Source organism: Ollibium composti (assembly GCF_004801285.1).
Classification (GTDB): Bacteria; Pseudomonadota; Alphaproteobacteria; order Rhizobiales; family Rhizobiaceae; genus Mesorhizobium; species Mesorhizobium composti.
The window spans coordinates 1-21,467 of sequence record NZ_SSNY01000003.1; the positions used below are offsets into that span (position 1 = coordinate 1).

18 protein-coding genes and 1 riboswitch are annotated in these 21,467 nt (G+C 59.8%); of the genes, 1 reads left to right on the top strand and 17 read right to left on the bottom strand.

The genetic code is table 11. The features are described 5' to 3' along the window. Window positions 1–332: 332 nt before the first annotated feature. From E6C48_RS05830 to E6C48_RS05850, 5 genes are all read right to left on the bottom strand, one after another. Window positions 333–1,094 carry a metallophosphoesterase gene (locus E6C48_RS05830; protein WP_136355033.1) on the bottom strand — a complete coding sequence of 254 codons (762 nt, stop codon included), beginning with the start codon at window positions 1,092–1,094 and terminating at the stop codon, window positions 333–335. A 97-nt stretch (window positions 1,095–1,191) separates the two neighbouring features. Continuing rightward, the gene (locus E6C48_RS05835; protein WP_136355035.1) at window positions 1,192–1,962 is read right to left on the bottom strand and encodes an ATP-dependent metallopeptidase FtsH/Yme1/Tma family protein; all 771 of its coding nucleotides are present in this window, start codon (window positions 1,960–1,962) and stop codon (window positions 1,192–1,194) included. Continuing rightward, on the bottom strand, window positions 1,959–3,845 hold the full coding sequence (locus E6C48_RS05840; RefSeq protein WP_168734458.1) for an AAA family ATPase: 1,887 nt from the start codon (window positions 3,843–3,845) through the stop codon (window positions 1,959–1,961). Before E6C48_RS05840 ends, E6C48_RS05835 begins: the two co-directional genes overlap by 4 nt. Before the next feature lie 79 nt (window positions 3,846–3,924). Next, complete coding sequence (locus E6C48_RS05845) at window positions 3,925–5,478, bottom strand: AAA family ATPase (RefSeq protein ID WP_168734459.1); 1,554 nt, start codon at window positions 5,476–5,478, stop codon at window positions 3,925–3,927. 18 nt (window positions 5,479–5,496) lie between these two features. Next, entirely contained in the window at window positions 5,497–5,838 is a 342-nt protein-coding gene (locus tag E6C48_RS05850; RefSeq protein WP_136355041.1) for a DUF6634 family protein, read from the bottom strand. 179 nt (window positions 5,839–6,017) lie between these two features. Here E6C48_RS05850 and E6C48_RS05855 point away from each other — a divergent pair, with 179 nt between their 5' ends. Further along, the gene (locus E6C48_RS05855; RefSeq protein ID WP_206086442.1) at window positions 6,018–6,287 is read left to right on the top strand and encodes a helix-turn-helix domain-containing protein; all 270 of its coding nucleotides are present in this window, start codon (window positions 6,018–6,020) and stop codon (window positions 6,285–6,287) included. Between the two features lie 887 nt (window positions 6,288–7,174). Here the strand turns inward: E6C48_RS05855 and E6C48_RS05860 are convergent. The 12 genes from E6C48_RS05860 to E6C48_RS05915 form a co-directional block, all read right to left on the bottom strand. Beyond that, window positions 7,175–7,708, bottom strand: coding sequence for a hypothetical protein (locus E6C48_RS05860; RefSeq protein WP_136355044.1), 534 nt, complete (start codon window positions 7,706–7,708; stop codon window positions 7,175–7,177). 465 nt (window positions 7,709–8,173) lie between these two features. Next, window positions 8,174–8,989, bottom strand: a complete 816-nt coding sequence (locus tag E6C48_RS05865) for a hypothetical protein (RefSeq protein ID WP_136355046.1) — start codon at window positions 8,987–8,989, stop codon at window positions 8,174–8,176. A 437-nt stretch (window positions 8,990–9,426) separates the two neighbouring features. Further along, on the bottom strand, window positions 9,427–9,960 hold the full coding sequence (locus tag E6C48_RS05870; RefSeq protein WP_136355048.1) for a hypothetical protein: 534 nt from the start codon (window positions 9,958–9,960) through the stop codon (window positions 9,427–9,429). Window positions 9,961–10,458: 498 nt separating this feature from the next. After that, window positions 10,459–10,995 (bottom strand): hypothetical protein, encoded by a 537-nt coding sequence (locus tag E6C48_RS22485; protein ID WP_168734460.1) that lies wholly within the window; start codon window positions 10,993–10,995, stop codon window positions 10,459–10,461. A gap of 299 nt (window positions 10,996–11,294) precedes the next feature. Continuing rightward, window positions 11,295–13,283 (bottom strand): TniQ family protein, encoded by a 1,989-nt coding sequence (locus E6C48_RS05880; RefSeq protein ID WP_136355052.1) that lies wholly within the window; start codon window positions 13,281–13,283, stop codon window positions 11,295–11,297. Between the two features lie 2 nt (window positions 13,284–13,285). Next, entirely contained in the window at window positions 13,286–14,338 is a 1,053-nt protein-coding gene (locus E6C48_RS05885; RefSeq protein ID WP_136355054.1) for an ATP-binding protein, read from the bottom strand. Then, window positions 14,335–16,584 carry a Mu transposase C-terminal domain-containing protein gene (locus tag E6C48_RS05890; protein WP_136355056.1) on the bottom strand — a complete coding sequence of 750 codons (2,250 nt, stop codon included), beginning with the start codon at window positions 16,582–16,584 and terminating at the stop codon, window positions 14,335–14,337. Before E6C48_RS05890 ends, E6C48_RS05885 begins: the two co-directional genes overlap by 4 nt. Window positions 16,585–16,640: 56 nt before the next feature. After that, the gene (locus E6C48_RS05895; protein ID WP_136355058.1) at window positions 16,641–17,261 is read right to left on the bottom strand and encodes a hypothetical protein; all 621 of its coding nucleotides are present in this window, start codon (window positions 17,259–17,261) and stop codon (window positions 16,641–16,643) included. A 534-nt stretch (window positions 17,262–17,795) separates the two neighbouring features. Further along, window positions 17,796–18,065: a hypothetical protein gene (locus E6C48_RS05900; protein WP_136355060.1), complete on the bottom strand. Its 270-nt coding sequence runs from the start codon at window positions 18,063–18,065 to the stop codon at window positions 17,796–17,798. Between the two features lie 54 nt (window positions 18,066–18,119). Further along, window positions 18,120–18,998, bottom strand: a complete 879-nt coding sequence (locus E6C48_RS05905) for a universal stress protein (protein ID WP_168734461.1) — start codon at window positions 18,996–18,998, stop codon at window positions 18,120–18,122. 53 nt (window positions 18,999–19,051) lie between these two features. Next, window positions 19,052–19,115, bottom strand: a riboswitch (Fluoride riboswitch). 100 nt (window positions 19,116–19,215) lie between these two features. After that, window positions 19,216–20,982: a dynamin family protein gene (locus tag E6C48_RS05910; RefSeq protein WP_136355064.1), complete on the bottom strand. Its 1,767-nt coding sequence runs from the start codon at window positions 20,980–20,982 to the stop codon at window positions 19,216–19,218. Continuing rightward, window positions 20,951–21,340, bottom strand: coding sequence for a hypothetical protein (locus E6C48_RS05915; protein WP_136355066.1), 390 nt, complete (start codon window positions 21,338–21,340; stop codon window positions 20,951–20,953). Before E6C48_RS05915 ends, E6C48_RS05910 begins: the two co-directional genes overlap by 32 nt. Between the last annotated feature and the right edge of the window lie 127 nt (window positions 21,341–21,467).

The following is a 21,467-nucleotide window of genomic DNA, read 5'->3' on the forward strand; positions in this document are numbered from 1 at the left end:
TCGAATGTCCATCTCGCAGATGCCAGCGTCGGATAACGCTCAGTAACGCCATGTCTATCACTCCAAAGTCCCCTGCAATCAACCAGCAGGGGTGGGTTCAAACATGGGTCACTTCTCAATGGAAAAACCGCCCAATCCCGGGTCAGTTCTCGGCGGAAATCAACAGCACCATCAAAGCCCGAGACTAAACACCTAAAAGGGAGGCGCTTGGCCTATCGGAAATCCTGGTTTGTCCGAATTTCGAACGTCCGCTTTCGGGATCACCGACGACCCATGGCAACGACCGGGATGAGGGCGCATTGCGGCTATTTGGCAATCGCCAGATTGCGTGATCATCCAAAGCTCACCACCAGTTCCGGATCAAACTTCGCATTTTCATCCTCATAGCCCCTCGGATTGCACACGGCCCGCGTGGCGCCGACATGGTAGTCGCAACTGTCATGCGTGTGTCCATGAACCCATAGCGCGGGCTGCTGCTCCTCGATGATTTGCGACAAGTCCGAGGCATAGGCGGCGTTCAGCAGATCGCCCCTGAACCTTGCCGGAATGGACTTTTTGTGCGGCAGGTGATGGGTGACGACGACGGTGGGGATGGGATCGGATTTCAGGGCCGTTTCGATGAAGCGCCGCGAATCCTGGTGCATCCGGTAAGCGGTCTGCGGGATGAAGCGCTGCCAGGGGTTTCTTTGGGCGGCGATCTGCCTGTAGTCGTTCATGCGCTCCCTGGCGTAACGCATCGCCAGTTCCGGAGAGCCTTCGATCCGGTAGTCGGTCCACAGCGTGGCACCAAGGAAGCGGATGCCGTCGATGACGACCGACTGGTTTTCGAGAAAGTGAACGGCGGGGAAACGGGCGGCAGCGGCGTGACCATCCTCGAGTCCCTCACGGATCCCACCCTTGTAGAATTCGTGATTGCCGGCGACGTAGACGCAGGGCATCGCATGGGCGACGTTTTCGGCGAGCCAATGGACGCCGTTGGCAGGCGCTCGGCAGAGATCGCCGGCGACGACACAGACGTCGGCATCGGGAATGGCGAGCGGCGCTCGAAGATCGGCGACTTCGAGATGCAGGTCGGAGAACAGCCAGAGTTTCATGGGATCGAATCCTTTGGGTGGCGTATGGGCGTGCCTGTCCGACCGGGGTTTGGGCCCCGGCTGAAGGACTGAATGCTTGTCTGGGCGTGTTTCCGGCTCAGCCGGGCCGCTCGCGGATGCGTTTTCGGGTTTCGGTCAGGACGGCGTCGAGTTCCGGCCCGTCCAGCGTTCCGGCATCGAACAGGCGCTCGGCCAGGAAGTCGATGGCGTCGGCCTGTTCGCGCACGATGGTACAGGCTGCCTGGTAGGCACGCTCGAGCCGCTCATGGACGCGGGCGGCGAGCTCCGGATCGGCGGCAAGCGTGGCGGCGATGTCGGTCGCCTTGCGGTAGATCAGGGGCCATCTGCCGCCGAGGCCAAGGATCGTTTCCATCTCGACCGCAAGCTTCGTGGCTGACGCCAAATCGCTATGATCCACGCCGCCGCTATTCGCCGAAACAGTCTCCAGCATGATTTCCTCGGCCGCGCGTCCCGCGAGCGTTTCGACGAGGACGGCAGTAAGCCAGCTCTCGGTCATTTCGTCCTGACCCGTGCTTCCGATCACGAAGCCACCGCCAGCCTTGGCGTCGACTGTGATTTCGGCAATGGGGCCGAAACCGACCAGCATGCGCGCGACGGCGTGGCCTGCCTCATGCGTGGCGATGCGTGATCGCAACGCCGTCGAGCGCAACGGTCTTGTCCCGACAAGCTGGGTTTCGAGATCGGCATAGGACAGCGCATGACGGTCGCGTCGTGCCTTCTGTCTTGCCTCCCGGACCCATCGCTCGATGTCGGCGCCCGTCATGCCCTGCGCCTTGCGGGCAAGTGCCTTCAGGGCATTCGGAGCCAGTGTCTGTCTGGACGATGCATTGACTTGTAGGAGCGTCATAGCCGCCGAGCCTCCGTCCGGGTTGGAATGGCGGCCTGCACCAGCGCGGCATAGGGCTTGTCCGACATCATCTCGAATCCTTCCTCCAGGACTTTCCGAAGGTCGTTCTCGACCAGGACGGACTTTGAGACGCTGGCCGTGACCGTCTCGATGTCCCTGCCGAGATGGTGGCGCAGGATCGCCAGCCGTGCCTCGGCATCGGGCAAGAGAATCTCGATCTGCCTGTCGATCCTGCCGGAGCGTAGCAATGCCGGATCGATGACGGATGGGTTGTTGGTGGCACAGACTACGATGACACCGCTTGTGCGGGCCGCCCCGTCCAGCAGTTCCAGGCAGCAATTGACCACCGAGTTCCAGTAATCGGCATAATCCCTGGAAAGATCGACGCGACGGCCGATGCCGTCGAACTCGTCGACGAACAGAATGCAGGGCCTTTGCGCTTCCGCCTCGGCGAACGTCCGCTTCATGCGCTTCAGCACGTCGCCGAGATTGGACGGCTCGAGCCAGCGCGCCACCGATGTCGCAAGCAAGGGGACTTGCAACGTATTGCAAAGCGCACGGGCAAAATGCGTCTTGCCGACGCCTGGGGGACCGGACAGCAGCACCTTCGTGCTCATGTCGGTCCAGGCAAGGTCGCCGGCGCGCCAGAGCGGCAATTCATCCCGGATCTGCAAGGCCCATTCCCTGGCCTCGCCATAGCCGGATAAGGTTTCGATCGTCGGCGCAGGATGTCCGGCGCGGGCTTCGGAAGGCGTTTCAGGCTGGATGATGTCGCTTCCGAATCCGGGATCGGCGTTGCGGCGCCACGGATCGGAGGATCGAGCCTTCGCTTTTCCGGAGGGCCTGCCCAGACCATCGCCAGGACGCTCGCCGGATTCGCTTGCCTCGGCTATCCTGCGCAGGCTGTTTGCCGCCGTGTCGGGGGCGACACCGGGGCGGACGGCGATCGCGATGTCGCCGAGGCCGAGCCGCCCGAAGTCGATGCCGTCGAGCCTGCCCGCCGAGGGCGGCGCACCGAGTACGGTCTCGATGATACGGCGAACGATTTCCGCATTCAGCGTTCCGCAGGCAAGATTGAGTTGCGCCGCCTGGACAAGCTTCGGGGAAAGCCGCTCCTGATTCTCGGCGACGGCAAGGATCGGATAGGGGCTGATGGCTGCCGCACCGTATTGCCGGTCGTCCTCCTCCTCGCCACGATCGCTCCCGGCAAAGACGACAACGCGCCGACGGGCGGCGGCGACGTGCTCGAAGCGCACGTTCTCGTAGCGTATGTCATAACCGTTCGAGCGCTCGACGGCGCCGGGCAGGATGTGGCCGCGCTTCAGGAGTTCCAGAAAGGTCCGCTCGAATCCTCTGGTTTCGCCGAGCAGGGTCACGATCGGCCGCCGCAGCCTGAGCGCCCGCAGGACATCGGCAAGGGCGGCCCCATTGTCTGGAACGGCCTGTGCGAGCAGGAGCATGGCGGCGACGTCGGCAGCGGACGGCGGTTCCGCGGCTTCACGTATCGCCTTCACCAAGGCGAGGTCGAAGCGTCGTGCCAGTGTAGAAGACGGGAACTCGCCAGGGATCGCCTTCGAAGATTCTGCTGTAGGTGTTGCGTCCCTTTCTCTGTCCGTATCGAAGGCGAACTCGTCCGACCCGAGGATTGGATGCGTCGTTTCGTCGGGAAGCCTGCGGCGGTGACGCGATAGCATGGCGACAGCTTGAGACGGCAACATCGCACCGGCAGCTTCCGGATGGCGGCGATAGACGGAGAGCACCCGGCCGTGGCTTTCGACATCCTCCTGGCAGAGGATTCCCGCTTCGACGGCATCCGCAAGAGCAAGCGCCGCCGCCTTACGCCGCAGCCGATCGAGGAGATGACGTGCGAGCCGCTCGTTCATGCCGCTTCCTGCCTGGTCGTGTTGCTCGGGCTGAACATGACGGCTCCGTTTCTTCCGGCGTTTCATCGGTGGCTCTCGCTCATTGCTTCACCCTGTGTCGCTCCCGCGCCTCGACCAGCGTTTCCACGAGTTGCTGGAGCCTGCGGATGGAACCGCCGTGCCAATGGTCAGCGAGTGCTGCCAGTTCGAACCGTTCAAGCGGCGTCGCCCAGCGCGGATCATGCCCGGCATCGACATAGATCCGTTCGACGAGACGCGGAGTCAGCACCTCGAGCTGTTCCGGCCCTGGTTCCGGAAAGGCGAGGACCCGGCAGCGGTCCAGCAGCACTGAAGGCACGGTGGTGAGCGTGTTCGCCGTCATCAGCCAGGAGACATGCGACAGGTCGCAGGGGGATTCGATATAAGGGTCAAACCAGCGTTGCGAGGTCTCCCGTTCGAACAGGCCGACCAGCACGTCGTGGACATTGCCGTTGTGCCGCGAGGTGCCGACCTTTTCGATCTCGTCCAGGATAATGACGGGACCGGCGCAACGATGGCGACGGATCGACAGCACCGAGATGCTCGGTTCCCCCGATGACCAGCGCCGGGCGGTTCCGCCGATCGAACTGTCGTTCAATCCGCCGCACGACACCAGTTCGAAGGGAACGGCGAGTTCTTCGCACAACCGCCGCGCCAGCCTTGTCTTGCCGCAGCCGGGCGTGCCGACCAGGACAGTCGGCCGGATATGGACATGGTCCCGGCCGACGAGGCGGTTCAGCAATTCGTCGATGACGGCGACGGCGTATGGGAATTCTTCGACCAGCCGCTCCCGCACGCGGGCGAGATCGGAAACAGGCGGCAGCGGCAAGGCGATATTGAGAAGCTTCTCGAACTCCTTGACGACCCGCTTGCCTTCGGACGTGCTGTCGTTGCCGATCGAGGTGAAGATGACGACGGTGCCTTTCGGTTTGTTGACCTGAGGTGCCTCCGCCGCGGGAACTGTCCGAGCATCATCGACCCTATAGGCAGAAGGAGTTCCGTCTTCCGGCTGTTTTTTCGTTTGCGGTTCCGTCTGCCGGATCGCCGCTTCGAACTCTCGCGCATGGAAGCGCAAATCGCGGCTCACCCGGCCTCGGGGAATGCCGACAGTCCCGTTGTTGCGCATGTGGCCATAGTCGTTGGCCACGACGGACCAGGCGAGTGCCCATGGCAGAAGGCTGAAGTCACAGGAATCACGAACGCCACCGAGCGCAACGGATGCCGTCCTGCCGGCGATCACGGCGGCCGCGTCCGGATCGCCGAGCGAGGCCAGGTAGAATTTGACACGAAGTCGCGCATCGAAGGCAGATATCGTGTCGAAGCCGCCTGCGGCTTCCAGGGCGGCTTCGACACAGCGCAGGGCCTCGTCGCTCTGGTCGACCGCGAGGTCATCAAGGGATGCGACCAGGGGAGCGATTTCGAACTTCGGCTTGTGCTTCAGCCTGCGCGACAGGCGCTCGCCAAACTCCCTGATGTCGCTCGCCATGTCGTCGAACAGGAACGGCATGCCGCGCAGGAGTTCAATCTCCGTCGGCAGGTGCAATCCCGCCTGCGCCGCCTTGCGACGGCGCTCGAAGTGACGGTCCCGACTGCCGCGTGAATCCTTGCCGGACATGGCCATCGCCCCAACCGCTCAGGCGTCCAGGCCGGAACGCTCGGCCGGGCGGCCAAGCCGGTACCAACGGGACAGAGTCCGCGCCCAGCTCATGTCGGCCGACATCAGAAAGACCTGGGACGTGGCGATCGGACGATTGGTTCCAGGAAGAGCCGGATGGCCTGTCGACAACCCCACCAAGGCTGGTGTCAACACGTTCCCGAGAAGCCAACGATCGAGAAGCGGCGGCTCCTCGCTGACAAGCGTCTCCGGAAGCACACCTTCCAGGATTCGCTCCATGTCGGAGAGCAGTGCCCTGATTCTTGCGCTCTCCGCGGCAAGCTGTTCGCCGGCTCCGCACCCCTCGTTGAACAACAGCATCTGCAAGCCTCCGTCTGTCCGGCAAAGGATCCGTTGCAATTGGATCCTTGCGATTCGCTGGAATCAGCAGGACAGGCATACGGCGTCGGGCATTGGGCGTCCACAGGTCATTACAGGCGTCCGGACGCCTGACGATCTGAAGGCTGGTGTTCCCTTTTCGCTCCGGCTAGAACGTTCCCATGCAGGCATCCTACGACTTTCTGCGCGCCGCGCGCGCCCTCTTGGACATCACCCCGGCGCAACTCGCCGAAAAGGCCAAGGTGAGCAAGCGATCGATCGTCCGCATAGAAGCGCGCGAACCTGTCGGCCTGGAAATCAGCCTAAGGGTGCAGCAAGCGTTGGAGGAGCTCGGCGTCGAGTTCCTTCCGGAGACCAAATCGCACGGCCCGGCGATGCGGGTCGGCAAGAACGTCGTCAAGAAGATCGGATTTCAGATTTCCGCGGACTAACTCGTCGACGCAGATGCGCTGGATAGTCGGTGCAAACATCGCGAGACGGTATGTGCCGTAGTAACCAGCGTCCGACTCGCCCCGAGGCGGTTCGGTCTAGCCAACTCGGCGACCGTCTGATGGCGAATCCGGAACCGGAACGGGCCACCGGATTGAGTGCCTCAATGCAAAGCCGCATTTTCGTACGATCCCCGACCTCGACACGGCGTCTTGAAGCCGACACTGGCGGTTGGCAAATCGAAGATAGATCCGCGGTCGTTTGAGTTCTGCGGAAAAACCGTTCTTAAATTCAGCAATTCAACGAGGCCAAGCATTCGCGAAAATAAGCCTGCGCAACCCTGTTGGCTTTTGCCGTGCCTTCTCTGATGACGACCTTTGGTCTCTGCCAAGCAGCTTACGCAGCGGTAACTATCAACGCGCCGCCGGCCAGATTAACCGACGTGGACGCCTGTGAAAAGTTGCCGCTGGGATGTCGCTCTCAAGGCCGGCCTTCGGCCGGGTCAGGGAGCTCTGCATCAACGAATCCGTGAGTCGACCAGCGACTTGCCACCAAGTCGCTGTCGGGGGCGGCTACGGCGCTATTGAGGGCGCGCCGCCCCCGACAGCTCAGGCTGTTAAGCGCCTCAAGAAGTATGCCAACGAAGCGGTTGGTCGCCCACTCAAAGTTGTGACCTTGGCCCCTTCGGATCTTATTGAAATCCCTGTGGAATTTTTTAGGAAGAAATTCCACACCCAAAGTTGTGACTCTGCCAGACGCAAAGTTGTAACCTTGAGTGTTTCCGGAAGGTTTTCCTAGGCGGTTTTTGGCCTTCAAGAAGAGCGTAGGCGGGGTTCCGGATGAGCAAGTCTATCTCGAACTGGGCCAGGTATTGTCGCAACGCAAGTTGTCAGCCCCCTGCTAGAGTTTGCGTCACGAACATCTTAAGAAAAGCAGCCGAAACTTTGCCAACAATATCGATTGCCATCTCACCGACCTTCTCTTTGGCCGCATCCTCAAGGCCATCGCCGATCACCCGTTTTGCCGCTTCAATAAGAGCTTTCCGGGCATTGATATCGTCCCATCGAATCTGACGATTAATGGCCGCGAGTCCCTTATCGGTGATGCCGACATCACTACAAACAGAAGGCCTCCAGTTGTTTCCATTCTTGACCCACTCGTATGGGCTATCGGCCCACATTCGTTCATGTGAGGTGAGGTATCCCTCCACAAGAAGCCATCGAATGGTTTCCCGAGCGACAAAATAGCGTTCGTCAGAATGCCTGTCGTGTGTATCGCCATCAAACTTGAGGCTGACTCGTGTGGGCATGCCATCGGCCGCTTCCACGATGTATTGCACGGCCAATGCTCGGAACATCGTCAAGCGGTCGTCGGCAGACAAAGTGGTAAGTTCCATTCCGACTTTCAGTGCGCGATTTTCCACCTTCAAATCCTTCTTCCGATCCCGCCCCGGGTCATTCTTCTCCGCATTTGACCCATCTCATTCACCACGATGTTCTCCAGCATTCGAAGGGCCTAGGACGTCCGTTATTAACCCTGATTTTCAGGCCTCCTTGCGAGATCCTCTCGAGCCGGCTATCCGTGACCCGTTGACCTGCTGTCTTCGCCCGATGAGGGTTAAGAGGGCTGCGCGCCAAAGTTATCGAGTCCTTTCTGACTCCTCTCGAATCCTACGAGAGTCACAACTTTGGCTGTAGGGTCCAAACTTTGGGTATTGCATCAGGTGACTGATCGTTCACCCAAAGTTGTATCCTGGCCTCTCTGGAAACTATTGAAATCATTGCATGATTTTTTAGGAATTAATTCCACACCCAAAGTTTGGACCCTGCCAGACGCAAAGTTGTATCCTGGGATTGTCCCAGGAGGTTTCCCGATCGGTTTCCGGCCTTCAAGAAGAGGGTGGGCGGCGTTTCGGTCGGTGAAGTCTATCTCGAACTGGCCGTAGTTTTCGCGGTGCCTCTAAATGATCCTTTATCCTACCGCTAGAAGGGCCAATCCGGTCTGGAGCCGTCGCGTCAAAAATCATCCTTGCCAGCAGTTTTGTGGACTCCTTCGTCTGTTCCTGCAGGGCGATGAGCGTATTTTTCCGTTTCCGCCATGCCTTGTTGTTGTGCGAGGTATCGAGCGTCAGAATCTCTGTTTTCCGTTTGTCCTGATCGTTCAACGATGAAAACGACACATGCACATTGACCCCGGAAAAATGCTCGAGCTTTTTGAGAACACCTGTCTCGTTGGTGTGCTTGCTATAGTTCCGGATGATCTTCTGACGAGGAGCAACGACAGATAGTGGATCGAACCCAAGTTGAGAAAGTCGCGGATTAATCCGATCTGAGTTATTCGGACGCTTGTACACATCCAGAACTCTATCCGGGACAAATCTGAACTCGACATCATAAGCAGGATTATCGGTAACATTCTCGAAAACGATGTCAGCGAATTGTTCGACCTCATCGATTTGCGTGTAGATAATGAAGTGAGGCTCCCGTGAGTCTCTGTGGATTCGCTCACTCGCCTCTCGCATTCGTCTCGTTTCCCAGAACAAGACTCCTGTCGTAATTGCCAGGACAACCGTCGCGGCAGCCGTCACCCACGTAGACCAATCAATGCCCGGCTCCGGGGCAGGAACTGGGCCGAAACGGGCATAAGCCTCCAGGAAAGCCGATCGCATTTGATCGAACGCATTCACCACGATGTTCTCCAGCATTCGAAGGGCCTGGGACGTCCGTTGTTAACCCTCACCTTCAAACCCCCTTGCGAGATCCATCCGAGCCGGCTATTCATGATCCGTTGATCCGCTGTCTTCCTCGGATGAGAGTTAAGAGGGCAGCCTGCCAGGTTACCGAGTCCTTCTGGACTTCTCTCGAATTCTACGAGAGTCCCAACTTTGGCTTCCTAGGATACAACTTTGGCTCTCCGATCAGTGACTTGATACGAGAGCCAAAGTTGTGACTCTGGCCACTCTGGAAGTCATTGAAATCATTTCATGATTTTTTAGGAAGATATTCCACACCCAAAGTTGTGACTCTCTCAGACGCAAAGTTGTAACCTTGAGTATTTTAGTAATGTTTTCCGATCGGTCTAGAGCGGCTTTCAAGGCTGCGCAAGGTCGGCCGCCAAGCGCCTCCGACTTTGTAGGCTAGATCAGAATCTCGGAGATGCCGAACCGTTCACGACAATCTCCACCTCGAACTGCCTTAGGAGCATTTCCTTTCGGCGATCATCTGCCTCGATGTCTTCCGGAGTCGGAGTTATCGGGCGACCGAGGTCGGCATCGTTGAACTTCTGTTCCTTCTTATACGGCGATCCCGGTGGCGCCGACATGACTTTGTAGACCAGAAAGGCCATCATGGTTTCGCCAGTGAGCCGTCTGATGTCTTCTGGAAGGATTGCCTGACCCACTCCGCGCCAGAAATCGACGCCGTGCCGTTCATGTGTAGGCGTCGGCAGACGGTCCATGAGAGCGTCGAGTTCGTCGCCGGGGACGCCGACAAGGACGCGGTAGCTATATCTGGAGTTTTCGACGGTGAGTTCCCAGAAGGGCGGCAGTGCGGGATCGTGGAAGGGATTGCGTTTGAAGTGGACGGAATAGTCCGGGAAGCGCCGCGTCCCTGATTGATCGCGCCGGCGCGACGAATTTGGGGTGGGACAATCTTCTCTGTTTTTTCGCCTGCGCATGCTCCGCCTCCAGATCGTAAGAAAGGCTGGGATGGAGCGGAGCAAGCGACAATCGTTCGCCTTGCTTTGCAACTCAGAGGCGCCCCAAATCTTTTTGAGGGGTCAAGGCCAGATGCTCGGGCTCAATTGGCGACCTCGGCTATCGGAGAATATCCGGCCTGAACATCACTCCGTTGACATGGCCTGGATTTGTATCGTCCAATGTCATTATCAAGGCGGTTGACTTGCCCTTGTTGGCAGTGTTCCTTCGAGAAACGAGCGGATGACTGTCGACCAAGAAGTCCTGAGAAGCCAAACTATGTGCACATTTCGTGGCACCCAAACAAAGGGCTTGAAATAATCGGTGGTTGGAGTTATATGATTTCCAGCAGCAGACAACGAGGCTTCCGAAAGGACGCTGTTGCAAGTGCACCCTTAGAGGTCGGTACACCACGGTAAGGCACACTCGTTCGGCGGAAACGCCATGGGAAAGGCTCCTCTCTGGAGCCTTTTTTGTTTCTAAGGCACTTTAATCTGCTGGAAGTGAGCCTTTTTTATGAGTTGGCAGACTTTGTACCGTCGCTTGATGTGGCGAAAATCTATTTCCTTCTGATAAGCGCTTTTAACTACAAGTTCCACATTGTGGTCGTCGGACCTGCTGGGGAACAAGTAGTAAACGATAAGATCATTCATACCGGATTTTAGAATTTGGCCTGCGACGGCAAGATTGCTGGCTTTGTTCTTGTCGAGTGATTCCCATGTTAGATAATTGTGGAGAACCATCCTCTGACAGATCCCTGGAAGCGCGAGGGAATTCTCATATCGCCACTCGCAAAACTGCCTTAGAACGCCTGCTTCATCTCGTAACGCGAAGACTGTAGAATCGCCCTGATGGCGCCGAGAAAAGACATGGGTCTGATAAGAGATGCGGATATTGATGTCGGCACCTTCAGCCCCTTGTCCACCTAGGCTCACAGAGGTTGGTGCCAGATGCTCGAACGTGAATCTCGATCCCTCATGTTCGATAGTTGGAAACGAGTCGTTAATAGTCGTCATGAGGCGCGGTCACCTGAAACGGCAAGACAGCACGAACGATCTGAACCCATTCACTAGAGAATTGGACTAAAGATTGCGCCGGGTAGTCTGGCTCTGAACGTTAAATTTTCTGCCGATATAAGGGCACGTGGCGAGCTTGGCAACCTTGCGAAATATAGCGAATACAACGTTCCTTTAGACGCAATATCGTTCTCTTTACATAGGGTTTAGTTCGGATTGACTCGAATAGAGCGCCAACCTTCTGCTTCCATTCGTCAACGGATCTGTCGCCTATTTCCGGCTGACGTGCCGCTGATCTCTCATCCATCTGGCGTACGTTGCCTGATACCAATGTGCTCTTGGCTTAGCTGTGTCCTTTTTCGAATGGTCCTGTTTTTTTGCGTATCCGATTTATCGTAAATCCAAAAAGTGGGAAATGAAGCCTCCAATCCCTCAACCTGCTCACGGAGGTAGAAGAACGCCCCGGCAGTCTCTCGGGGGATCGCTGCGTCGACGTCCGCATTGCGCAGGATCAGGCGGACCTTCTTGTGATGCAGGTCTGTCTTCTGACATAGCTCGCCAAGCGAGACATATCGTGACCTGAATGCCTCCGCGCTTTCCCGCGAGACCACCGGGATCACGCGCCTTGCATCGGGACTGAATTCCTCGATGAGCACGAGGTGACCTGCCTCGATTAACCTGTTCACGACACGCTCGTGCGTGCCGGGAAGAAACGCCTCGGCCTCGGCCTTGGTAAGGTTGGTGCGCGTTCCGTTCGAGCGGACGATCCGGGTGACTTCGTCGGCGTCGAATAGCAACGCCATGTAATCGTATCTTCCAGAAAGCCGTCCTTTCCAGGCGAGCTTTCCTAGGAAGATCATGTCCAGGAGGTCCGGAATGGTGCAGGTGGCTGCGCGTCGCGCGCCAGTTACGTCGACCTGGCGTTCCCCTGGGTTGGAAATTTCTTGAGCGCCTTCAAACAGCTGGTTCCGCAATTTTTCGACGTCGGTTCTCGAGAAGCGGCGCTTGGCGTTGCGGCGGATGCCTGTCCCTGCCAAGGCGGGGAGGTATCCAAGGGCTACAAGTTGCTTCAGGTGAAGCCGCGGCACGCCCAGAAGCCGCTCGACTTCCGGTGCCGTGATCGCATCCTTCAGCTCGGCGACGACCCGATGGACCTCCTCTGACTTGACCAGGATACGATGGTCCATGACCCCCGAATGGTCGGAAGCCTCGTCAACGCCCATCCGCTTGAAGAGCCGCCGGATGCTGAGGGCGTGCATGCCGGAGTCTCTGGCAGCAGTTCGCACGGTATGCACCCTCCGTTCCCCTGCGGTCTCGCCAAGGACGTCGGTACCAGGTTCGATCGGCATGGTTCCGAGAGCGAACCGCCGCACGGCGTCGCGCAGCTTGGCGTAGCCCGGATCGCCGACGGTCTTCTGTAGCAGCCCGTATGCATAGCCGTAGGTGTCGCGCGGACCCCAATATCCTCGAGTCGAGGATTGGGCAGCATTGAGCCCTCGGAGAAGCGCACATAGCGAATCCTCGCCTGCGCTTGCCACACGGAATCCTTCGTCGGCCGCCGCCGACCAGTCCGAGATCGTCAGGCGGGCGACCCGGACCTTCGGCGGGTACAGGGAAGACACCCCGAGCGCTTCGCAAAACGGAGCGGCAACGTGCAGCGGAAGATCGTCGAGCCAGTTTGCCGGAGACCGACACCCGCGAAGGCGATCCTGAAGCCATGCCTGAAACGGGGATGCTGCTACGATGTCGGTTTCGCCCGCCGTCCGCTGCAGGGCAGGGATCAGGCCCTGCATCGTTTCGTTGAAGTCGAAGGGCGCGAAAGGAGTGCGCGTGGGACTCGTCGCCGTGAGAAGCACGTTATGCCGAAGGCAGGAGCGGAAATGGGAGACCGTCCATTCGAGACGCAGCCATGGCCTGCTGAACGGCGGTCCGTCATAAGCATCCATGTCTTCGAGCGCGCAGCGAGCACAAAAGCGGAAATACGTGCGGTTGATGGCGAGACGGGTGAATGTTTCTCCGCCGACTTCGTACAGTTTTTCCGCGTGCGGCACGGGCGTGTACCGAAGGAGGCGTGCCGGATCCGTCCGCCCGAGGACTGCGACGTCCCGCACGGCGGATTCAACGCCCTTGTCGAGATTTCGCTGAGGAATGCTCATGTCGCGAAGGAGGTCCTTCAGCGAACGGCCATTTAGGGCGGCGAGACGGGATGCGAAGCCGGCGGCCGGCTCCCGCTCCTCGAGCGGGTAGGCAAACGCAAGTGGCTCTAGGACCCGCCCGTTCGTCCTCATCGTCAATCGTCCCCGATCATGAACAGGCCGGGTTCAAGTCGTTCCCAATCGTTCACAAGGAAGGGGTTCATCTGGTCGTGTCCACGAGCCTGCGAATGCTCGATGTAGGCATGGGCGAAGTGATTTCTGGACAAACGGGAAGCGTTCCTGGCCGCCGCCTGCTCGATCGCCGCGAGAATGACCTGGGTGATGCGCCCATAACGGTATCGCGCGGCATGTGCGATGCGGTCGGGAATGTCGCTTTCGGTGACAGCGCCATGGTCAAGACCCGCCGCTTCGCACATGGCGCCAAGGATATTGAGGACCAGGACGCGCTCATCGGGAAGGCAGACGTCCGGAAGATGCAGATGCCGCGCTCGGCGTTCGATTTGTTCATCGAGTTTCGCCAGCGACGTGATGGTCGGCATCCCGGACATGACAAAGCTGACCGGCCAAGGCTTGTAGTTCATTACGCCCTTGAGTGCTTTTCGGACCGAGTCCCGCTCCCTGTCGGATTCCGTCAGCTTCAGGAGATGCTGCGTTTCGTCGATGTGGATGAGCAGGACCTTTCTCAGGTGCAGCTGTTCCGGAAGAATGTCCCAGACTTCGCCCTGCTCGTACTTCCGGGTGATCTTGTACCCGGCTTCCTTAAGGATGTTCAGGCCTAAGTACTTCAGCGTCGAAGGCCCCATCAGCGTAAGGGAGATGACGGGCTCGATGATGCCGTACGATTTCTGGATCGGGGCGAGCGCCGGGTTCTCCGCAAGCATGCGCTCGACCAACGAGGTCTTCCCGGCGCCGCTTTCGCCTGTGACGAACAGGACGCGGCCATCGTCGCGCCTTCCTTCTCTTTTCGCGAGCATCATGGTTACGAAGCGGGAAAGGACCTCCTTGGCGAGTTCGTCGCGCCCGCAGCGCACGTACACGTCCTTCGCCCGCTCCAGAGCGGACAGAACGTGCTTTTCCTTCTCCGTCAGACGGCCGGAGATGACTGAGAGGAAATCGTCATCGTCAGACTCGGGGCCTTCCCTCTCCGGGATGGCCGCAAGCCTATGCGTATCCGCTGACGACGTCATTCATCCTCTCCTTCATAGAGATTCATGCTTCCGCCGAATGGCTTTGGCCTGTTCTTCATGTCGGCATCGGCAGGTTGCGGCGGAGGGGAGGGCTCGTCGCTCGAGACTCGACTTCGGGACGACAGGGCGACGACTTGGCCCAACGTGCCTTCGCCGGTTTCCTCGCTGGCGTACTGGACCGACCCCAGCGCGGCCTTGGCCGAGAAGTCGATGCGCTTCTCCAGCATGTCGATGGCCTTCTCGGTGATCTCATGCGTCTGAATGGCCGCCCTTTTGACGACGCTGTTCGCGAGGTCGAGTAGATGCCGATGCGACTCGATGCGGATAGGCTTGCCCTTCTCCGCTTCCGCCCTCAGGAACTCGCGTACGTCGCGCCGGGCCATGAGCACGGCGGCGAGCGTCTTGCCCTTGCCCGTACCGTCCACGCTTGGGGTGACTAGGAAGTGCCTGTCGTCGGGCACTCCTTTGATGCGTCCCCTCAGGTGTTTCGGAATCAGGACGTAGACATGGCCGAGATCCTCCGGGTCGACGACCATGTCGACCTTCTTCTTGCCAACCAGCTCGTGAAGAAGCCCCAATTGCCGCGAGTTGTATGAAATGCCGACGAAGTCGACGCCATGCTTGGAGACGGTCCGCCCCCTCCGCCAGAGGCCGAACGCGACCGCGAGCTGTTCGTCGGAAGGGCTTGGAGGCAATCCCGCTTTGGCGAGCTGCTCCCATTTCGCATAGGGGGTCCGGCCTTCCAGGCCACGATGCGGCCGGAGATGGTAATTGTCGACGATGAAGACGATGACGGTCTTGTAGAACTCGCCAACGGTTAGCGACGCGAGCTGCTCGGAAGGATAGTCGCCTCTCTCAACCACGTTCGCGAAGGCGCGGCCGGCGAAATAACGGCAGAGCCGTTTCATGAACCGAAAGAAGGCTTCGATCGTGCCGCGCTTGCGGGGATCCTGCTCCGGGACGTCGCGGCCGATGTTCACCCGCATCGCTGCCATGTCGAACTCTTCCCCGAAGGCCGGTCCGCCGTCCGTCGCCACGAGGCGCGGACGGCCGTGCATGTGCCACGAAACCTGAGCTCCTGCCGCGGCTGCCAACTCGGTCTTGTCAATCATGATGGATCGAAGCGCGGGCTTGGTCGTGGCGGTTGATGGACCGTTGAGGGTCAGATTGAACCCGACGATGCATCTGGAGGCACAGTCGATCGCAGCCGTAAAAGTCATGCGCACGCGCGGCACACGCTTCCGCTGCTCCTGGGACAGTGCCTTCCAAACGGACGATCTCTCGACAAGCTTGTGGAGGTCGACTTCCCAGTCGTCCATTTCTACGCGGCCGAGGGCAGTCGTGACCTGCAGTCCCATGCCAACGGGAGTGTATTTCCTCAGCGCGTAGTCGCTCCCTTTCCGGCCAGCGTCCACCATGAACGGGTCCAGGCGATGAATCCTGCGTCGGACTGCGTTGTGACTGGCGTAAACCTGATCGTGTGAAGAGAGCGTCTTGTTGATGTCGTACAAGGCGAGATCGACGTTTTCGCAGATGTCGGTCATCGCCGGCTGCAGAAGGCTGGCGTATTTCTGTACCTCGACGGCGATCACCTCGGCCGCGCGAGGATCGAGTTGGTTCCTGTTTCCGCAGTTGGAATAGCGGGGGCGAAGGCTTTCAAGCCGGCAATGTCCCGCGATGAACTTCGCTAACCACTTCTTAAAGCCGGAAGGACTTGGGTAGTCGAAGGCCTTTCTGGCTTCACCCTGCAATCGACGCCCGGGCCGCCTCCGTTCACCGAACGTATCCAAATACCAACGATCCATGCGGTCACGGTTTTCATCGATAAACCGCGCGAAATCGGGGATCACGCGGCGCGGCCGCCAGCATCCGTCGGTGTTTGTCGCGGCATCCAGGAAGCGGACGCACCATTCCTTTTTCCAGGAGAGGGTCCTGAGCTCTTCCTCCGACAGGTCGCTCAGGTCGGAGTCGTCGAACCGCACGCGAAGGATGCCCAACGCCTTGGAATAATAGCCCTCGTCGATGCGGATGCGCTTTGACCGCATGAGCGAACTGATTTCGCTGTCCGTTTTCACGATGAAGAGGTCTTCGGCAATCAGGTCGCCGGTCACGGGCTGCAGCACGTGCGAATCCCTGACCTTGCGTTCCACCCGGTAGGACTGGCCGTCGATCACGAGACGGTCATGGCGGCCAAAGAGATAGGCTCTCTCCGCCCTGGCGATCAGGGCCGGATTAACTAGTTTCACGCTCCCCTCCAGTTTCTTGTTTTCTTTCGGCTTATCCCGTTCGCGTGAGGATTGAATTAACGCGCGCCGTCCCCGGCGGCGCGGTTGACGAGAACTACATCGTCGCCGAGCCGGACGTTAGGCGGGACCTTAAGGATCCCTTTCTGGATCAACGTCAGTGCGGCCCGGCGCGCGCGGTCGCCTTGCCCGGTGGCGCGAACGATTTCGTCGAGGCGCACCTGAGACGGCAATTCGGAAAGCACAGCCTCTACGGCGGCCTGGACCGCGAAATCGAAGTCGGATGCACACGCCAGGATGTCTCCGGCATTTTCGATCTGCGTCCGGGTCAGGTCCTTCTCGGTAATGATGAGGTATTCGTCGGCGAAGCGATCACCGACCTGTTCGCAGACAAGACGGAGCGTCTCGAGCAGATCGTCGTCGACGTCCTGCTCGTACTTCACCGCGTATGCGATGCGCCCCCGCGCCTGACGTTGGACGAAGTCGAAGTAGTGGTGACGTTGCTGCCCATCCCTGACGAAGGCTACGTGCTGCTGCTCGTGGACCCACAGCGTTTCGGGTAACGCCAGAAGGACGGCGAGCACGGATTCTTCGAGGATGCTTTCATACCAGACCTGCCGGCGCCGGAACGGGTCGACGATGAAACCGATCTTCGAGCCGCGTTTCCGCGGGCGCAGCACGCGGTTGGCAACGCTGTCGTCGATTTCCAGGGCAGGGGCGTCCCGGCCCCAGGCTCGCGAAGCATCATCGGTATGGACAAGCCCCCGGCCGAGGCACGGATGCTCTCAGCCTGGAGAGCCTGCAGCCCTCCGGAAGCCACTGGGAATCCATTGGGGCAGTTTTTGAGGGCTTCAGCGAGAAGCAGGTTGTGGCAACGCATCTATGTCTCCCTTGCGTCAACATGGTCGCACCGCCGAAGGGCGATGCACATCGAGTAGCGACGATGAGACGGAGAGGACACAAGCGTGGCGATCTGGACTCGTGGCATAGCAACCACGGACGAGGTTTCGCAGCCGCGATATCCGTCTCGATTGGGGAAGGGACGAAAAGCCGGGCCGACGCCCGGCGACATACCGGGGCTTCAGCCCTGAGCTTCGCGGACCTTCCGCACGGCTATCGATATGTTCAACGCGAGCATCGCCTGTCCTCGTGGCGGCACCCGGTCGGACGGGGCCGCGAAAGGACGGCCGAATACGGCGTCGGTGCGGAAGTTGTCAAGCACTGATTCGAAATGTGGTTAGCAGTTCATTTCGGACCGGAAAGAACACCAGAGGCTGGACGGGAAAACTTTTCCCAATTTCGATCGTAGGCTTCACGACCCAGTCATTGGGGAAGGCCCAGTCGTTGCTCAACATGGGCGAGAAGATAGCATTTTCCAGGATGGCTACTTGCAGATTTCCGCAACGTGACAACTTTGTCGAATTGTTTTCGATGTGGTTATCCCCGAAGGTCGACGGGTCATCGATCTCACCGAGTCGATCCATGACTAAGCCCTGCTGCAACGTCGGCGCATCAAGCCGGTCAACGTCAATATCGCGTCAATGCATCAGCAGGAGGGGAACTTGGGCATGGGTTAGGAGATCGCGAGTTACACGTCCCACGATCATCTCGAGGAACTCGCCGTGCCTGTAGGCGCCGGCGACGATGCACGTTGCGCCGATCGACGCCGCGTGACCGACGAGAGCAGAGGCCACGGACTCCGGATGGGAACGAAGGCTGGCTGTCGTCACGTCGACATGCAATGCGGCGAACTGCTCGGCGGCTGCGTTTTCAGAAGAGCGCCCTTTGTCATCGTCTACGCAGATGGCCGTTACTTGACGGGCTGCCCTCAACCAGGGCAAGGCCGCCTTGATCGTTCGTTCGACTTTGCCGTCGGGTTTCCATCCGACTGCGACGTGGGTGAGTAACGGCATGTCGCCCTGCTGGCGATAGGCAGGGAGCAGGCAGAGCTTATGGCTATGAAACAGCAATCCATGGACGACATCCCTGGCATCCAGATTCCCAGTTCTCGGAACGATGACGAGATCCGCGTCCCTGGTCTCCAGATCCAGGCACTGGTCAATGTCGCCGCTGCAATCACGCCAGGAAACCGGGCCGGTCCCTCGGCGGTTCGATAGCCACTCGTCGAAGACCGACCTAACTTGCGCGACGCGCTCCCCGGCCGTGCCCTCGTAGCGTTCTCGCAGGAATTGGATGTCGATCTCTTCCGCGGAAGAGAGCATGCTCGCTGGATCGGCGCCGATATGAACAACGGACAGCGTTCCTTCGACTGCAAGGGCGGCTGCTTCTCCAACGTCGAGGCATGCGCGTGCGGTGATCGGATCGGGCAGAACAACGGCGATCTTCGGGACGCTCCCGGCAGGCGCTTCCTCGACGTCTGCGCGCTCCGACGAGGGAAGGTAATCGGATACGGTCATCTCAGCGCGCTCCAACATGAGCGCGTCGCCAAACAGTCCCACTGCCGCCCAGCGACGCAGTAGGAGTCATCAGCCATGTGGCGGTTCTTGGAGGGGGACTCCATCCTCACGTGGAAGTTACGCCCGCACCCCGGCATATGCAAGCTCAGCAATTCTCAAACAGAAGCCTGCCAACAGGTCCGTGCGGTGACAATGGAAAGTCCTTGCAAGCGCCTCCCTATTCCAGACTAGGCGTGTCGGCGTCACGACTGTCCAGATCACGCGCGAGTTTCCGCAGGCGATCGGCGTGGCGTTCAAGCCGCCTGATCTCGTCGCGCACTGTGATGTCTTCGGTCCGACGGCGGTCGCGCGCGGAGGCCAGGACGTCCCCCGTCCGCCCGATGCTGTCCTGGACCGATTGGCGGCAAGACGACAGCAGCCGCCTGAAATTATCGTCGATGTTCTGCCGCGTGGCCCAATGCAGGTTCGCGACGTTCTTGCCAACCGCCGCGACCGCAGACCTCCGCAGCATCTTGAGCTTGCGGCGCTCCCTTAGCTTGCCGGGCAGGAGCAGCGCCAGCCAGTCGCGCGTGACCGACCCGAGGTCCTCGGCGAGGCCCCTGGTCGTCCAGTAAGGCTGCTTGAGCGGAATGAACCGGTCTTGCGGCGGGGGAGGCAGGATATCGGCGGCCAAGGCGGCACCGGCCGTCGCATGGACGCGGCGGACAAGGTCCAGATAGCGTCGCTCATGCTCGGCGATCGCCTCACCGATATGGGATCCGATGCGAAGTACGACGGCGCGAAGTTCTCTGTCGAAGAGATCGGGCATGATGCGGTCTAGCGTCGATCGCATTGCTTCCTCCGACGTGCCGTCGTGAAGGATCGGGTCTAATCCGGCGAGAACGCGCCGTTCTCCATCGAGGGCGAGCTCGTCCAGAAGCGCTATGGAACGTCGCCACTCCCCGTTGAGGAGATCGTCGAGTGACTGCTGCTCGGTCTGGAGTCCTTTGACGGCCTCCTCGAAGACGGCGATGTTCTCGTCTAGCTTCTCGAGCGGAAGCGCCAACGCGTGCCTGTTCAGCTCCACGTCGCTGCGCAACTCTGCGATCCCCGCGCGGATGTTGCGAAGCGCTGAGGCCTCCAGCAGTTCGGCTTTTCTCCGCATCAGCCTTTGGCCGAGGTAGCTTTCAAGGCCGCCCAATCCGCTATGGGCAAGGTTCACCTTCTTGCCGCCGAGGCGGGCATCGAGGGCGGCGATGGCGGAAACCGGAAAGATGTTGGGGTCCACCTGGGGCAGATCCGCTTCTGCCAGAACCGTTCTCAGGAACGAAAGCGCGCGTTCAAGGTCGGCGGTCCCGACAAGGTCGACCTTGTTCAGGACGACCACCACGTGGGAAACCGTCCGACAGACCTCGTTAAGATATTTGAGCTCGACCTCCGTTATCGGCGGATCGGCCGAGACCACGAACAGGGCGGCGTCGCATTCGGGCAGCACGGCTTCGGCTACCGTGGTGTTGTGCCTGTATGTCGAGCCGACCCCGGGAGTATCGATGAGCACAATGTGCGCGAGCGATTTCCAGGAAGGCACTTCGACGTCCACCCGCTCCAGGCCGCGGACGTTCCCGGGATTGCCTTCTTCCGTTGTCGCCCCGGAAATCCTTTGCGCGAGTCCGCGCCAGTCTCCGGTCTCCTCGCGCTCTGTCCTGCCGTCGAGATAGGTAAGGGTGATTGCCGGGCATGCGCCAGGCATAAGGAAGGTCGGAATCGCCGTCAGCGGCAGGATCCCGGTGGCGAGCAGCGGCCGCCCGATCATCGCGTTGAGAAGGGTGCTTTTGCCGCGCTTGAACTGCCCCAGCACCGCGAGCTGGAACCTGTCTGCCATCAGCCGTTCGGCATGCCTTTCGATCCGCTGCAGTATCTCGCGTTGACGCGCCGACGGCTTGTCGAACGCCGAGACGGCAGCTGCGACGACTTCAGCCAAGGCGTGCGGACGCGTCGCGGTCATTGATGGTCCGCCCCTCCGTTGATGCGGCAATCCTGCGTTCCTCGGAGCGAAGCCAATCCATGATGTGGCTGCGCTTTCCCGTCAACGGCTTAGCCCACTCCATCGCCCTGAGGCTGGTTTCGCCGCGCACGGTCCACCAGTGCTCCTTGACGACCAGCAGCGACCAGCCATGCGAGCCGGTCTTCGCCATCATGTACTGATGGATGCCGAAACCACAGACGACCCCGGTGAAGCTGTGCCTTTGATGCATCCAGGCGATGCCGCGATGCGACCACTGGGTCTGTTGCCGATCGGGGCACGAATCGTCCAGCAGAGCATGGAAGAGCCGGAAAAAGGACGGGTCCGCGAAAGTTCTCACGGTTTTGGCATCTCCTTTGGGGCGGTCGAATCGGTAGGGGCACGGGCTTTCGGGGAAAGGTCGTCGTGACCAGGGATCGGCTCGACGAACCGGGCTGTCGCGAGGACCCGACGCATTTTGGCGGATC